Below are 14564 nucleotides of genomic sequence, written 5' to 3'. Positions count from 1 at the left end.
CGTCCTCCTGGAAGAAGGCAGCCGATGACCTCAACCGACGGCCTGCAACGCCGTACCGTCCTGGCCGGCGCCCTAGCCGGTACTGCGGTCCTGGCGGCGCCTCTGCTCGATCCGGCCGATGCCAAGGCAGCTCCTCCGTCCACGCCGACGCCACCTCCGGTTCGGCGGGGCATCACCTCCATCCAAGGTCGTCCGGCCGCCCGGCTCGTCCACGGACCCGACGGCTCGGCGGTTCAGATGCCGGCTGACCTCGGCGTCGAGCTCACCGTCGCGCCGGGCGGCGTACCGGCCGGAGCCGCGCTGATCCTCAGCTACGACAGCCGCCTGTACTCCGTCGCGCCGCGCCCGGTACTGGTCCACGGAAGCCAGCTGATCGCCCTCGAAAGTCGCTCTGCCGCCTTCGGCGCGACCCATGGCCGGCAACTGGAGTTCCGCCTGCCGCAGCTACCGCCAGGGCAGTTCGTGATCCACGCGGGCGGCCTGGCTCCTGATCGCTACCCTGCTGATCTGGTGGCGGACCCGCAACCGGTCGGCGTACAGGTTGCTGAGCCGGGCGGTGCCATCACCGCCCGAGTCCTGAGCAAACCCGCTGCCAAGGCCGGCCTGCCATGGGGTGTGCGGCTCGGGGCAGGCTGGCAACAGACGTCCTGGGACGCTCAGTACTACGCCTGGTACCCGGCGCTCGTCACCGCGCATGCGGGCGGCCCAGGGGTGATCCCGGCTGGTTCGCGCATCCGGATCACCCTTGATCGGCGCGTCTTCGAGTCGGTGACCGTGTCCGGCGCCGCGGATTCCCTCGGCCGCAAGGTGACCGGCCTGAGCCGGCGGACCACCCGCGCGGGACAGCTGGCGGCGACTTGGACGGCCCATTCACCCGTGGCTGCGGGCGGCAGGATCACCTTGACGTGCAAGACGACCGTCCGCGAGCTGACCGGTGCGCTGGACGACGTGGAGGCGCCCTTGGTGGAGTTCCTGCCACCGAAGGCGCAGGGGAATCCGCAGCGCCTGACCGGCGAGGAGTCGCTGACTCGCTTCGACAACGTCTACTCGCCGGCAAGCCGAGCGCAGTACGGGCCTAGCTGATGATCACCTTGCCGGTGTCGAGTTCGTAGTACGCGCCGACGAGCTTGACCTTGCCGGTCTTCTCCAGCGGGCCGAGCACAGGCGACTTGCGCAGTTGGGCGAGGACAAGATCGACATTGGCGTGTACTGCGTTCGCGAGGCGGTCGCCGGGCTTGCCGGTGACCTGCCGGACCGCCGGAGCCAACGCCTCGACGAGGTAGCCGATCTGTCCCTCGGCGTCAGTGTGCTTGCTATCGAGCGCCTTCATGGTGGCGTCGACCGCGCCGCAGCGCTGGTGGCCGAGCACCATCAGCAACGGCGTGTGGAGCTCGGCCACGCCGAACTCGAGGCTGCCCGTCACCGACTGGTCGAGGACCCCGCCGGCGCTGCGGACCACGACGAGGTCGCCGAGACCCCGGTCGAAGACGAGCTCGATCGGGACCCGCGAGTCGACGCAGCCGAGCACGGTCGCGAACGGGTGCTGACTCTTGCTCACCGCGATCCGGCGTTCGGTGCCCTCGTCGACGTGGTGCAGATGGTTCTCGGTGAACCGCCGGTTGCCCTCGACCAGGCGCTGCAGAGCTTCATTGCCATTGGCAACGGGCGGCTCGGCCTCCGGTCCGGGCCCGCCGGGTGGCTGGACCGAGGTCGGCGGCAGGCTGTTGGCTGGACCCACTGCGGGAACGGAATCGTCGGACGAGGCACAGGCGGTAAGGGTCGCCGCACCCAGGCCTGCGCCGAGCGTGGTGCTCAAAGCGGTGGCCAGGAAGCGGCGGCGAGAGTTCCTGGGCGGGCTGGTCTCGGGCGGGCTGGTCTCGGGCGGACTGTTCCTGGACGGGGTGGTCACAAACCGACTCCTCACAGAGCGTGGCGCTGGGGCGGGCGTCACTTCAGAAGGTAATCCCTTGCATACTGTCTGCCATAGACAAGGCTGTTCGGATCTCTCGGAGAGTCGGCCCCGATCTGATAGACAGCCCTTATGAGACTCCGCCCACGCCTTGTTCCCCGCCTCGTCCTGGTCGGCTCACTCGCGCTGACCACCGTCCTCACCAGCGCTCCGACGGCGACCTCCGCGCCCGCGACGAGCACCTGCCTCGACCAGTCCGTCACCGGCACCGTCGAGGAGCAGCGCCTCGACAACGGCGTCGCCGGCGGCCCGTCCGTGCCCGCCGAGATCCTGTCCCGCTCCGGCTTCGACCGCCAGGTCGCCCTGTTCAGCCACCTGCTCTGCCGAGTCCCGAACCGGGCCGCGGCTTCCGCCCTGGTGCGCGTGCAGGGTGAGGTGCTCTGGCGCACCGCAATCCACCGGGCGCACCACCCGCAGACGGCTCCCGCCCTGCCCTCCACCGATGATCGCGGTCTCTACTGGGCCCGCATCTCCATGGCCCTCGCCCTGCGCCAGTGGCAGCCAGCCTTCGACCTCGGTACTGCGGAACGCGCCGAACTGATCCGCAGCCTCGAGTACTCGTCGCGTGGAATCACCAGCAGCCGGTTCAGCCCCGGAGTACGGAAGGTCCTGGTCACCGGGTTCGATCCGTTCACCCTCGACGCGGACATCCGGATCGGCAACCCGTCCGGCGCCAACGCGCTCAGCCTGGACGGGCAGCGCTGGAAGGTGAACGGCAAGACGTACGAGGTGCAGACCGTCGTCTTCCCGGTCCGGTACACCGACTTCGACGAGAACATGGTCGAGAACGCGCTGATCCCGCACTACCAGGCCGGCGCGCAGCACGCCGACCAGGTGGTGACCGCCAGCCAGGGCCGGGTCGGGATCTTCGATCTGGAGGTCTACAACGGCCGCCGCCGGTCGGTCAGTTCGATCGGTGACAACAACAACCTCTGGGGCGGCGGCACGATCAACGCGCCGGTCGTCTCCCCGAGCATGCCGCCCGGACCCGAGTTTCTGACCGCGAGCCTGCCCAGCGCGGCGATGGCCGCCACCGACGTCACGCCGTTCCGGACCCGGATCAACACCTCGGTGCTGGAGATCCCCGCCGGCGAAACCCTGCCCGTACGCCGCCCGCTCGGCCCGACGCCCGGCTCCATCGCCTCCGAAGGCGCCGGCGGTGGCTACCTCTCGAACGAGGTCGCCTACCGCAACACCCTCCAGCGGGATCTGCTCGACCCGTCGATGCCCGCCGGGCACCTGCACGTCCCGGTCCTGCAGTTCGACACCGCGAACAAGACCGCCATCACCGACCCGACGTACGAGGCCAACCGCGACGCCATCGTCCGCGGCGCGCACGCGATGCTGCGCAACGGCCTGAACTGATCAACTGGCAAGAATCACCGGAAAGGCCTCGAGCACCGAGCCGAACCGATGATCGGCGACCCACTCCGCCGCAAGGGCGGCGGAGTGGTGGTCGCCGATCTGGATGGTGCTCAGCCCGGCCGCGATCCCACCGGCGATGTCGTAGGCCGGGTGGTCGCCGACCATCCAGCCGCCGTCCAGGGTGGCGCCGGTCTCTTTCGCCGCGATGGCGAAGATCCCCGGGTCGGGTTTGCGCACCCCCACGGACTCGGAGACGCAACTGAAGTCCACGGCCGCGCCGATCCCCGTGTGCTCGAGCTTGAGGCCTTGCTGCAGGGTTCCGCCATTCGTGACCACGGCCACCCGCCAGCCCGCAGTACGCAACGAGGCAAGGCCGTCCAGCACCGGCTGCTCGGCCCAGGTGAACTGCGGATGCTCGCGATCGTAGGCGTCGACCAGCGCCGACACCTCCGCGGTCAACCCGAACTGCTCCTTCAGGTCGGCGAACAACTCAGGCCGTGGCCGGAACCCGGCCTCGTCGTTCGCCAGCAACCACTCGAGCGCCTCCGCGCCGAGGCCCTCGCGCTGGACCCACCACTGGGCCCAGGCGCGAAACGCCGCGTCCCGATCGATCAGGGTGTTGTCCAGATCGAAGCAGGCCAGCCTCGGGGTCATACGTCGATGCGGTTCTCGTCCAGTTCGTAGGCGCCCTGGACGATGAACTCCTTGCGCGGAGCCACGTCGTTGCCCATCAGCAGGTCGAAGACCCCGGCGGCGGCCTCGCCGTCGTCGACAGTGATCCGGCGCAGGGTCCGGTGGCGGGGGTCCATGGTGGTCTCCGCCAACTGGTCCGCGTCCATCTCACCCAGACCCTTGTAGCGCTGCGGGGGCTCCTTCCAGCGGACGCCCTTCTTCATCAACTCCGCCGACTTCCGCTGGTACTCCGCGTCGCTGTAGGTGTACAGGTACTTGTCCTGCCCCTTCTTCGGGTTGGTCAACTCGAAGCGGTGCAGCGGCGGCACGGCGGTGTAGACCCGGCCCGCGTCGACCAGCGGCCGCATGTACCGGAAGAACAGCGTTGCCAGCAGGCAGCGGATGTGGGCGCCGTCGGAGTCGGCGTCGGCCATGAAGATGATCTTGCCGTAGCGCGCCTGCTCGAGGTCGAAGGTCCGCCCGGACCCCGCGCCCACCACCTGGATGATCGAGGCGCACTCGGCGTTCTTCAGCATGTCGCCGATCGACGCCTTCTGCACGTTCAGGATCTTGCCCCGGATCGGCAGCAGCGCCTGGAACTCCGAACTCCGCGCCAGTTTCGCCGTACCGAGGGCCGAATCACCCTCGACGATGAACAGTTCGGACCGGTCCACATCGTTGCTGCGGCAGTCCGCGAGCTTGGCCGGCAGCGCCGACGACTCCAGCGCCGTCTTGCGCCGCTGCAACTCGCGGTGCTGCCGGGCAGCCACCCGGGTCCGCGACGCCGCGACGACCTTCTCCAGTACTGCGCGCGCCTGCGCCTTGTGCTCGCGCTTGGTCGAGGTGAGGAAGCTCTCCAGTTCGGTCTGGACCACCTTCGCCACGATCCGCGAAGCGGCCGGAGTACCGAGCACCTCCTTGGTCTGGCCGTCGAACTGCGGCTCGGCCAGCCGGACGGTGACCACCGACGTCATGCCCTCCAGCACGTCGTCCTTGATCACCTCCTCGCCGTTCTTCAGCAGCCGGGTCCCGGTCAGCGCGCTGGTGAACACCTTCGGCAGCGCGCGCTCGAAGCCGGCCACGTGGGTGCCGCCCTTGGGGGTGGACACGATGTTCACGAACGAGCGCAACTCGGTCTCGTAGCCGTCGCCCCAGCGGACCGCGATGTCGACCTCGAGGTCGCGCTCGACGTCGGTCGGCGTCATGTGGCCGGCATCGTCGAGCATCGGCACGGTCTCGGTGAAGTGGCCGGTTCCGGACAGCCGGACGACATCGGTCACCTTCTGGTCGGTGGCCAGGAACTCGCAGAACTCGCTGATCCCGCCCTCGTGCTTGAACGACTCCTCGGTCGGCTCGTCGCCGCGCTCGTCCCGCACCACCAGTTCGAGGCCGGGCACCAGGAAGGAGGTCTGCCGGGCCCGGGTGACCAACTCGTCGTAGTTGAAGGTCGCGTCCTTGGTGAAGATCTGCCGATCCGCCCAGTACCGGATCCGGGTGCCGGTGACGCCCTTCTTGGCCCGGCCGGCCTTGCGCAGCCCCTTGGCCGGGGTGAAGTTCGCGGCCGCGCCCTCGCTGTCGAACTCGCCGGCCACGCCGCGCCGGAACGAGGTGGTCCAGATCGACCCACCGCGGTCCACCTCGACGTCGAGCCGCGCGGACAGCGCGTTCACGACGGAGGCGCCGACACCGTGCAGACCACCGGAGGCGTTGTACGACCCACCGCCGAACTTGCCGCCGGCGTGCAGTTTGGTGAAGACCACCTCGACGCCGCTCAGCTTCGTCTTCGGCTCGATGTCGACCGGGATGCCGCGGGCCTTGTCCCGGACCTCGACCGAACCGTCCTTGTGCAGGACGACGTCGATCCGCTCGCCGTGACCGGCCAGCGCCTCGTCGACGGCGTTGTCGATGATCTCCCACAGGCAGTGCATCAGACCGCGGCTGTCGGTCGAACCGATGTACATACCCGGCCGCTTCCGCACGGCCTCCAGCCCCTCCAGGACGAGGAGGTGACGGGCGTTGTACGTCGGGTCGAGCTCGGTACTGCGAGGCGTCGGGGCGGCCACTGGGCTCCTTCACTGGTTCACAAGCAGACAACGCGCGGAAGCCGGAACCACCGCACGCAGACAGCCTACGCAGCCGCACCCCCAAAACTCGCGAAGGCCGCCCGGTGGCGCCGGTGTCTCGGCACTGGTGTATCGGCACTGGTGTATCGCATTGGCGGCTGGGTACTGCCCGAGCAACGGATCCCGTTGCGGGGACGGATACCGTTGCACAGAAAGGTGTTCCAGCAGATATCGATCCGGACTCGATCGACGTGTTCTCCGACACTCCGTTCGTGCGCACCCAGTGACCGCCACGTAGCGCACAGTGAAAGTAGACACGCCCGACCCACGTTGGAAACAGCAGATCACCCGAATCCGAAACGATTCCCCGTCAATATGCGTCATAAGGGAACAGGTGGTTCGTCTCACATTCGGACACGCTGCACCTACCGGGAAGCGATCCGCATGTCAGGATGTTGCTATCTGGTGAGTACGGAACTAGATGAGATGAGGCCTCAAGTGACTACAGCACTCGCCCCGAGTTCGACCCTGTCGGCTGCGGACCGTTGTGACCGCTGCGGCGCGCAGGCCTACGTTCGGGTGACCCTGACCAGCGGTGGGGAGCTGCTTTTCTGCGCCCACCACGGACGGGAGCACGCGGAGAAGCTGCGCAACATCGCGATCACCATCCACGACGAGACGGGCCGGCTCGAAGCCACTCCCGCCGAGTCGGTCCCTGCGGAGGGCGACCGGTAACCCGGCCTCGCGGCGCCAACGAGGGCGCTTCCCGCACCTAACGCTTCGATGGCGGTCACCCGGACAGGGTGGCCGCCATCCGTCATGTCAGACGATCACCGGTACCGCGGGCGCCGGTCCGTGCCGGCGGAACTCCTGCCAGGCCCGGGCCAGCCGGTCGACCGCGTCGGCCATCACCTCCGGGGCATAGCTGTAGGGCAGCCGCAGGTGATCGTCGTGCTCCCCCGTCGGATCCATCGCCCGGCCTGCCACCACCTCCACGCCGTGCCGCAGCGCCACCTGCGCGAAGATCCGGGCGTCGGTGTCCGGAAGCTGGATCCACAGCGCTGAGCCGCCCTCAGGGGCCTCCCAGCGCCACTCAGGCAACTGCTCCGCCAGCAACTGACCCATCAATCGCCTCCGCTCGGTCGCAGCCGTCGCGCGGGCCGCGGTCAGCTCGCCCAGTCGCGGCAGCAGCCGTGCGGTGAGTGCCTGATCGATCACCGGACTCCCGAGGTCCGCGAGCGCCTTGTGCCGGGCCAGCCGTTCCGCGAGCGGCCGCGGCGCCCGGATCCAGCCGATTCTCAAACCACCCCAGACGGCCTTCGACACCGACCCGATCGTCAGCACCTCGGCATTCTTCGGAGCGAACGCGGCCAGTGGTGGTGGAATGCGCGGACCGGACGGATCCCAGGCCGAATACGCGTTGTCCTCGACGACCACGACACCATGTTTGGCGGCCAACTCAGCCACCTGCCGGCGGCGTACGGGAGACATCAGGCGACCGGTCGGATTGTGGAAGGTCGGCATCACGAAAAGCATCGCCGGCTGATGCTCGGCGAACGCGGCCGCCAGCAGGTCGGGCCGGATCCCGGCGTCATCCAGCGGTACTCCGACCACGCGTCCGCCGGCGGCCCCGAACAGGTCGAAGCATCCCGGCCAACTGGGCTGCTCGATGACCACGGCCGCTCCCGAGCGCAGGTACATCTGGGTCACCAGCGCGATCGCCTGATGTGCGCCACTGGTCACCACGATCTCGTCCGCGTTGGTGGGCAGACCCGACGCGGTGAAGTGGTCGGCGACCCGCTCACGCAGTACTTCGAGACCGCGCGGGTGGTAGCCAACGCCCTGCAGGAGCAGCGGCAGGTCGGTCCTGGCCAGGTCCTCCACCTCGGCCGCCAACTCGGGGATGCCGGGGTCGACGGCGTACGTCATCGCGATCACCTCGCCCGCGCCGACGGCGATCCGGTGGAACAGCGATTCGCCGTAGCCGGTGGGCATTCGCTTGTCGGCGCCGGACCGCCCGCGCCCTGCGGACCGCGCGACCGTCGTACCGCTGCCGCGGCGGCTCTCGACCAGGCCGCGGGCCCGCAGTTCGTCGTACGCCGCGACGACGGTGGACCGGCTGATCGCCAGGGCCTCGGCCAGCGGGCGTTCGGCCGGGAGCCGGGCGCCGACGGGGAGTTCCTCCGAGCCGATCAGAGCGGCGATCGCGTCGGCCAGGCGGCGGTACAACCCGCCGGAGTGGTCGGTCAACCGGTGCCCGATCAGGTCCGCGAGGGCGGCCGGATCCGCAGAACGGTCCACTTCTCCCCCTATTGGCTCGTGTGGACTGCTTCCAATCTCGCCAGGCTAGCCGGACAAGGCAGTCCAGTTCGAGAGTGGAGGCAACGGAATGAGAATCGGGCAGGCGCTCGGGTTCGTCGGGGCGACAGTGGTGCTGGTCGGGATGCCGGGGCCGAACAACATCTACATCTCGCTGCGCAGCCTGACCCAGGGACGCCGCGCCGGGGTGGTCTCGGCGTTCGCGATCGAGACCGGTTCGGTCGTCTACATCCTGCTCGCCGCCCTCGGCCTGGCCGCTGTGGTGCAGGCGTCGCCCGTGGTCTTCACCGTCATCTCGCTGGCCGGCGCGGCCTACCTGGCGCTGCTCGGCGTACGGACGCTTCGTTCGACCGAATCCGGCGGTGTCGGCACCATCGAGGTCAGCTCGCTCGGGCGGGTCTTCCGGGACGGCGTCCTGGTCAACCTGCTGAACCCGAAGGCCGCGTTGTTCTTCCTTGCCTTCCTCCCCCAGTTCACCAGCCGCGACGCCGGCACCGAGCAGGTGCGCAACGAGATGCTGTTGCTCGGTCTGGCGGTGCTGGCGATCGGGCTGCTGCTCGACCTGTGCTACGCCGTCGGCGCCGACGCCATCGGCCGTCGCTTCCGCGGTACCGGCCGGCACCGGCGGCTCCAGAAATTTGTTGTCGCAGGCATTTATCTGGCTATCGCGTTGCTCGCCGTGGCGGGTGCGTTCTGACGGTGAGCGCGCCATCCCTCAGGTCGATGGACAGGGTGCTTTCGCCGACCCGAAGGCCGTCGAGGCGGAGTCGCTGCCAGGGCAGGTTAGGGGCCGGGGTGATGTCGAGCGTGCCCCCTGGGACGTTCGGAGCGATCCCCAAGGCTGCGACCAGCACTGCCACTGCCGAGGCTGCCGCCCACGCCTGAGGACGACAAGAGAGCGGGTACGGCGTCGGCTTGCTCTCCTGCTCGGCGCCTGCGCCGCCATAGAGTTCAGGCAGTCGATAGTCGTAAGCCTCAGCCGCATCAACCAGCCCTCGCACGTACGACGTCGCTGTGGCGGCGTGGGCGGAGGCGTACAGGCCTTGGACGGTCATCGCGGTGTCGTGCGGCCAGACGCTTCCGGTGTGGTAGCCGAGCGGGTTGAAGTGGGTCATCGACTTCGACAACGTGCGGAGGCCGAAGCCGCTGTCGAGGTCGGCGCCGGCCAGGTGATCGGCGACGGCGGCTTCCTCGGACTCGTCCAGGAGACCGGTGCCCAGCAGGTGGCCCATGTTCGAGGCAGGGCCTGCGACGGGTCGCTTCTCACCGTCGAGGGCGATCGCTGGGTAGCCGTCGACCCAGAAGCTGCTGCGGAAACGCTCCTTGAGGTTCGCCGCCCACGCACGCCAGGCGTCGCCGTCGGGCAGGTCGAAGGCGTCCAGCAGGTCCGCGCCGGCCATCGCGGCGGCGTATGCGTAGCCCTGGACCTCGCAGAGGGCGATGGGGGCGGTGGCGACCGTGCCGTCGGGCCATTGGACGGAGTCGCTGGAGTCCTTCCAGCCCTGGTTGGCGAGTCCATGGCCGGACTCGTCGATGTACTCGAGGAAGCCGTCGCCGTCCGGGTCGGCGTAGTCCCGCATCCAGGCGAGTGCCCTCTCCAGGTTGGGCAGTAGCCGGCGGACCTCGTCGCTCGGCATACCCCAGCGCCACGCCTTGTGGAGGGTGGTGATCCAGAGCTGCGTGGCGTCGTGGGTTCCGTAGTACGCCGCGGGGAGGACGAGCCCGCCGCCGTGGTCGGCGACCTCGGAGCGAAGCTCATGCGGGATCTTGCCGGGCTGCTCCGCCGCACTGGTGTCGACGCGGGTGCCCTGATAGCTCGCGAGAGCCTTGAGCGTCCCTGCAGCGAGCTCCGGGTCGACCGGGATGAGCATGCCCGAGGAGATCAGCGAGTCCCGCCCGAACAAGGTCAGATACCAAGGCGGCCCAGCCCCGAGATACCGCTCTCCCTCGTCAGCTGACAATTGGAGACCGGCCAGATCTTCCAGGGAACGGCGGAACCAGCGCACGACGCGCAGGTCGTCACACTCGATGCCGATGCCGTCATAGCTCGGTCGTGCTTCGGGTGGCTGGATGGTGAAGCCGGTGGCGGGTGGGAAGGTCGCGGTCAGGGTGAGGGTGATGGTTGTCTCCTGGCCGGGCTCGACCTTCAACCTCCAGCTCTGGTTGAGGTTCGGGGCAGGGTCGAAGGTCACGCTCACGCGCGTTCCCGAGCCGTCCTCCCAGTGCACGCCCTCGTCGTCCGTGATCGCCTCGAGCGCGGGGAGGTCCGCCGCCGCCTCGCTGCGGACAGCCGCGGTGCCTGCCAGGTCAGTGCTCATGGCAACCACCAGCTCGCAGTCGACGGTGACGTGCGAGCGGTTGACCAGGGTGATTCGCTCGGTCATCCCCTCCCCATCCACCTCGCGGGTCCGCAGCAGCGTCACCGTCGGGTCGTGGCCGGAATCGCCGAGCCCTTCGAGCACAGCGGAGTACCGGGTGGTCGCGGTCGACGGTTCCTCGAACTGCGCGGGCAGCGGCTGTCTGCCGTCGACTGTCACCTCCAGGCGGGACAGGATGCGGCGGTCGCGGGCGTAGACGCCCTCGGCGCCGGCACCGGTGAGTTGCCCCGAGCGCGGCGACAGCACGACCCAGGGAGCGGCGACTGCGGTGACCAGTTCGTGCAGATAAGGCATGCGTCCACCCTAAGACCGGCGATGTACGGCAGAGTGGGCGCGTGAACAGCGTTGCGACGTTACTGGTCGGAGTGGCGATCTTCGTCGGCATCATCGGCATCGTCATCCCGGTGCTGCCCGGCGCGATCCTGAGCCTCGCGGCCATCCTGGTCTGGTCCCTGGAGGAACAGAGCCCCACCGGCTGGACCGTGCTGGCGGCGGCCGTGGTGCTGATCGGAGCCAGCCAGGTGGTCAAGTACATCGTGCCGGAGCGGCGGCTGCGCGAATCCGGGGTGCCGCGACGATCGATGCTGGTCGGCGTCCTGCTCGGCCTCGTCGGGTTCTTCGTGATCCCGGTGGTCGGCATGTTCGCCGGGTTCCCGCTCGGCGTCTACCTGTCCGAGCGGCAGCGCCTCGGCACCCACCAGCACGCCTGGGCCTCGACGAAACACGCGCTCCGGGCAACCGGGCTGTCCATCCTGATCGAGTTCATCGGTACGTCGCTCGCCGCCGCCGTCTGGCTGGGCGCGGTGCTGTTCCTGGTCTGAACTGCTCCCAAGCCGGCCTGAACCGCTCCCAAGCCGGCCCGAGTTGCCAGGGTTTTGCCAGGTTCGGCGCAGGCTCGTCTCAGGTCCGCCCGGGATCGTGGGATGACCAGCGCCAGGTGACCGCCTGGCGCGCAGTACCGGGAGGCAGTACAGCATGGCGTCCAACCAGAAGCTCACCGACAGACGCTGGCGGATCGCCGGCACAGTAGCCGCGGTCGCGGTCACCACGACCGCCGGCGGTGTCGCCTGGGCCACCACCAGCGCGGACCCGACTCCGAGCCCGAGCCAGAGCCCGTCCGCGTCGCCGTCGGCGCCCAACTCGGCCGATCCGGCCAAGCCCGAAGGCAAGGGCCGGCACGGCGAGTTCGGCGTAGGCCGGTCGCTGCACGGCGAGTTCACCGTCGAGAAGGAGGGCGGCGGCTACCAGACCGTCGCCACCCAGACCGGCGAGGTCACCGCGGTCAGCAAGGACTCGATCACGGTGAAGAGCGCCGACGGCTACAGCCGCGACTACGAGGTGACGACCGAGACGCTGGTCAACGCGACCCGCGACGGCATCACCAGCATCAAGACCGGCAACACGGTGTCCGTGTCGGCGGTCGTGGCCGACGGCAAGGCCACCGCGACCAGGGTCAGCGACGGAACGCAGCGCGACGCGGCGCGGCAGAAGTGGGGCCACGGGCGCGGGCCGCGCTGACACTCACAGCGGATTGCCAGGAACCTCCCAGCGACACCACGGGTGCGGGGGTAAGACTTGGGTCATGAGCCCGCATCTCCTGGTGGTCGACGACGAGCCGAACATCGTCGAGTTGCTGTCCGCGAGCCTGCGCTTCGCCGGGTACGACGTGACCACGGCCACACACGGCGCCGAGGCCCTGCGCAAGGCCCGGGAAGTCGAGCCCGACCTGGTCGTGCTGGACGTGATGATGCCCGGCCTGGACGGTTTCGAGGTGGTCCGCCGGCTGCGCGGTGAGGACCGGCACGTACCGGTGCTGTTCCTCACCGCGCGCGACGCCGTCGAGGACAAGGTCCTCGGCCTGCACACCGGCGGCGACGACTACGTGACCAAGCCGTTCAGCCTGGACGAACTGGTCGCCCGCGTCCGCGCGCTGCTGCGCCGCTCGGGCCACCGCGAGCAGTCGGCCACCGAACCCGCCGTACTGCGGTACGCAGACCTCGAGCTGAACGAGGACAGCTACGAGGTGTTCAAGGCGGGTGAGGCCGTGCAACTCTCCCTCACCGAGTTCAAGCTGCTCCGCTGCCTGCTGGAGAACGCCGAACGGGTGATGTCGAAGGGCCAGATCCTGTCCGCGGTCTGGAACTACGACTTCGCCGGCGACGCAGGGGTGGTCGAGTCCTACATGTCCTACCTCCGCCGCAAGGTCGATACCGGGGACCAGAAACTCCTGCACACGGTCCGCGGCGTCGGCTACGTCCTGCGCACCCCACGAGGCCCGGCCTAATGCAGGGCCACCGTCGCTTCACCGAGCGGTACCCGCTGCGCATCACCATCGTCCTGGTCCTGCTGACGCTGGTGACCGCGGCCCTGCTGGCCTCCGGCCTGGTGGCGACGACGATCCTGCGGGGCTACCTGCTCGATCGGACGGACACCCAGTTGCAGGCCGCGGCGGCGCAACTCAAGGAGGACCCGCCGCCCAGGGGCCCCATCGGTGACAGGAATCGTGGGTCGAAGCTGCCCAGTGCCTTCGTCTTCCAGCGGTTCGACGCGAACGGCAGTCAGATCGACCCGCCGTTCAGGCAGCCCCTCCGGCCTACCGAGGCGCAGCCGAACCTGCCGAGTCTGACGCTCGCCCAGGTCGTCGCGCGCGACGACAAACCGTTCAACGTGCCCGCGGCCTCGGGTAGCGAGACCTTTCGGGTGATCGCCTCCCCCAGCGGCGACGGCGGCTACCTGATGGTCGCGCAGAGCCTCGGGGACATCGACCGGACGTTGCAGCGCCTGGTCGGCGTGCAGATCGCGGCCGGGGTGATCCTGCTGGTGTTGCTGGCGGGCGTCGGGACGTACGTAGTACGGCGGAGTTTGCGAGGGCTCGAAGACGTGGAGCACACGGCGGTGGCGATCGCCGGTGGGGATCTGAGTCGGCGGGTGCCGCAACGCGACCCCCGGACCGAGGTGGGGCGGTTGTCGCTGGCGTTGAACCAGATGCTCGGGCAGATCGAGACCGCGTTCGCGCAGCGGACCGCGTCGGAGTTCGCGGCCCGGCGGTCCGAGGACGCTGCCCGCCGGTCCGAGGACATCGCGTTGCGGTCGGAGGAGAACGCCCGGCAGTCGGAGGAGCGGATGCGGCGGTTCATCGCCGACGCCAGTCACGAACTGCGTACTCCGCTGACGTCGATCCGCGGGTTCGCCGAGTTGACCAGGCAGCGGGGCGCGGCGGCCGATCCCGCGACGATGAAGCGGATCGAGGACGAGGCGAAGCGGATGGGGCTGCTCGTCGACGACCTGCTCCTGCTCGCGCGGCTCGACCAGCAGCGGCCGTTGCAGCATCAGCCGGTGGATCTGCTGACGTTGGCGGGCGACTCCGTGCACGACGTACAGGCCGTCCAGCCTGGGCGATCGGTGCAGTTGCGGATCCTGCCCGGCTCGGGTGCGCCGGTCGTCGCCGGTGACGAGGCTCGGCTGCGGCAGGTGCTGGGGAACCTGGTCAGCAACGCGCTGCACCACACGCCGGTGGAGGCACCCATCACGATCTCGGTCGGAACCCGCGACAACGAAGCCATCCTGGAGGTCGCCGACACCGGGCCCGGCTTGAGCGACGAGCAGAAGGCGCGGGTCTTCGAACGCTTCTACCGAGCGGACTCGGCCCGCACCCGCTCCACCGGTGGCTCCGGCCTCGGCCTGTCGATCGTCGCCGCGCTGGTGGCCGCCCACAACGGCAAGGTCACCGTCACCGACACCCCCCAGCACGGCGCGACCTTCACCGTCCACCTCCCGCTGGCATCCTTCAACTGAGGC

General features: G+C 69.2%; 13 protein-coding genes. 8 read left to right on the top strand and 5 right to left on the bottom strand.

Annotated elements, in window-relative coordinates; genetic code table 11:
- The first annotated feature begins 24 nt into the window (after positions 1-24).
- Positions 25-1083 (top strand): hypothetical protein, encoded by a 1059-nt coding sequence (locus tag ABD255_RS11895; RefSeq protein ID WP_344212922.1) that lies wholly within the window; start codon positions 25-27, stop codon positions 1081-1083.
- On the opposite strand, the gene ABD255_RS11890 is transcribed toward ABD255_RS11895, so the two are convergent.
- On the bottom strand, positions 1076-1909 hold the full coding sequence (locus ABD255_RS11890; RefSeq protein WP_344212920.1) for a carbonic anhydrase: 834 nt from the start codon (positions 1907-1909) through the stop codon (positions 1076-1078). The genes ABD255_RS11895 and ABD255_RS11890 overlap by 8 nt on opposite strands.
- A gap of 132 nt (positions 1910-2041) precedes the next feature.
- Between ABD255_RS11890 and ABD255_RS11885 the strand changes: the two genes are divergently transcribed.
- Positions 2042-3334 carry a hypothetical protein gene (locus tag ABD255_RS11885; protein WP_344212918.1) on the top strand — a complete coding sequence of 431 codons (1293 nt, stop codon included), beginning with the start codon at positions 2042-2044 and terminating at the stop codon, positions 3332-3334.
- Here ABD255_RS11885 and ABD255_RS11880 read toward each other — a convergent pair whose 3' ends face one another.
- Positions 3335-3988: an HAD family hydrolase gene (locus ABD255_RS11880; RefSeq protein ID WP_344212916.1), complete on the bottom strand. Its 654-nt coding sequence runs from the start codon at positions 3986-3988 to the stop codon at positions 3335-3337.
- The gene (locus ABD255_RS11875) at positions 3985-6069 is read right to left on the bottom strand and encodes a DNA gyrase/topoisomerase IV subunit B (RefSeq protein WP_344212914.1); all 2085 of its coding nucleotides are present in this window, start codon (positions 6067-6069) and stop codon (positions 3985-3987) included. The genes ABD255_RS11880 and ABD255_RS11875 overlap by 4 nt, the downstream gene beginning before the upstream one ends.
- A gap of 486 nt (positions 6070-6555) precedes the next feature.
- On the opposite strand from ABD255_RS11875, the gene ABD255_RS11870 reads away from it, so the two are divergent.
- Positions 6556-6804 (top strand): DUF7455 domain-containing protein, encoded by a 249-nt coding sequence (locus ABD255_RS11870; protein WP_344212912.1) that lies wholly within the window; start codon positions 6556-6558, stop codon positions 6802-6804.
- Positions 6805-6891: 87 nt separating this feature from the next.
- On the opposite strand, the gene ABD255_RS11865 is transcribed toward ABD255_RS11870, so the two are convergent.
- A complete protein-coding gene (locus ABD255_RS11865; RefSeq protein ID WP_344212910.1) occupies positions 6892-8370 on the bottom strand; it encodes an aminotransferase-like domain-containing protein in 1479 nt (492 codons plus the stop codon).
- 88 nt (positions 8371-8458) lie between these two features.
- On the opposite strand from ABD255_RS11865, the gene ABD255_RS11860 reads away from it, so the two are divergent.
- Positions 8459-9085: a LysE family translocator gene (locus ABD255_RS11860; protein ID WP_344212909.1), complete on the top strand. Its 627-nt coding sequence runs from the start codon at positions 8459-8461 to the stop codon at positions 9083-9085.
- On the opposite strand, the gene ABD255_RS11855 is transcribed toward ABD255_RS11860, so the two are convergent.
- Positions 9051-11060 carry an amylo-alpha-1,6-glucosidase gene (locus ABD255_RS11855; protein WP_344212907.1) on the bottom strand — a complete coding sequence of 670 codons (2010 nt, stop codon included), beginning with the start codon at positions 11058-11060 and terminating at the stop codon, positions 9051-9053. The two genes, ABD255_RS11860 and ABD255_RS11855, sit on opposite strands and share 35 nt — an antisense overlap.
- Before the next feature lie 41 nt (positions 11061-11101).
- Here ABD255_RS11855 and ABD255_RS11850 point away from each other — a divergent pair, with 41 nt between their 5' ends.
- From ABD255_RS11850 to ABD255_RS11835, 4 genes are all read left to right on the top strand, one after another.
- Positions 11102-11587 carry a DUF456 domain-containing protein gene (locus ABD255_RS11850; RefSeq protein WP_344212905.1) on the top strand — a complete coding sequence of 162 codons (486 nt, stop codon included), beginning with the start codon at positions 11102-11104 and terminating at the stop codon, positions 11585-11587.
- A 154-nt stretch (positions 11588-11741) separates the two neighbouring features.
- Positions 11742-12284 carry a hypothetical protein gene (locus tag ABD255_RS11845; RefSeq protein ID WP_344212903.1) on the top strand — a complete coding sequence of 181 codons (543 nt, stop codon included), beginning with the start codon at positions 11742-11744 and terminating at the stop codon, positions 12282-12284.
- 64 nt (positions 12285-12348) lie between these two features.
- Complete coding sequence (locus ABD255_RS11840) at positions 12349-13050, top strand: response regulator transcription factor (protein ID WP_344212901.1); 702 nt, start codon at positions 12349-12351, stop codon at positions 13048-13050.
- On the top strand, positions 13050-14561 hold the full coding sequence (locus ABD255_RS11835; protein WP_344212900.1) for a sensor histidine kinase: 1512 nt from the start codon (positions 13050-13052) through the stop codon (positions 14559-14561). The genes ABD255_RS11840 and ABD255_RS11835 overlap by 1 nt, the downstream gene beginning before the upstream one ends.
- The last annotated feature ends 3 nt before the right edge of the window (positions 14562-14564 follow it).

Origin of the sequence: Kribbella sancticallisti (assembly GCF_039530625.1) — a bacterium.
GTDB classification, from domain to species: Bacteria; Actinomycetota; Actinomycetes; order Propionibacteriales; family Kribbellaceae; genus Kribbella; species Kribbella sancticallisti.
The sequence above is the reverse complement of the archived record's forward strand: the minus strand, read 5'-3'. Positions and strand labels throughout refer to the sequence as shown.

What these genes read in the sequence shown, in the direction of transcription:
- ABD255_RS11880 (WP_344212916.1), bottom strand. Translation starts at nt 3,988, where the DNA reads ATGACCCCGAGGCTGGCCTGCTTCGATCTGGACAACACCCTGATCGAT.
- ABD255_RS11855 (WP_344212907.1), bottom strand. Translation starts at nt 11,060, where the DNA reads ATGCCTTATCTGCACGAACTGGTCACCGCAGTCGCCGCTCCCTGGGTC.
- ABD255_RS11895 (WP_344212922.1), top strand. Translation starts at nt 25, where the DNA reads ATGACCTCAACCGACGGCCTGCAACGCCGTACCGTCCTGGCCGGCGCC.
- ABD255_RS11860 (WP_344212909.1), top strand. Translation starts at nt 8,459, where the DNA reads ATGAGAATCGGGCAGGCGCTCGGGTTCGTCGGGGCGACAGTGGTGCTG.
- ABD255_RS11845 (WP_344212903.1), top strand. Translation starts at nt 11,742, where the DNA reads ATGGCGTCCAACCAGAAGCTCACCGACAGACGCTGGCGGATCGCCGGC.
- ABD255_RS11835 (WP_344212900.1), top strand. Translation starts at nt 13,050, where the DNA reads ATGCAGGGCCACCGTCGCTTCACCGAGCGGTACCCGCTGCGCATCACC.
- ABD255_RS11870 (WP_344212912.1), top strand. Translation starts at nt 6,556, where the DNA reads ATGAGGCCTCAAGTGACTACAGCACTCGCCCCGAGTTCGACCCTGTCG.
- ABD255_RS11840 (WP_344212901.1), top strand. Translation starts at nt 12,349, where the DNA reads ATGAGCCCGCATCTCCTGGTGGTCGACGACGAGCCGAACATCGTCGAG.
- ABD255_RS11885 (WP_344212918.1), top strand. Translation starts at nt 2,042, where the DNA reads ATGAGACTCCGCCCACGCCTTGTTCCCCGCCTCGTCCTGGTCGGCTCA.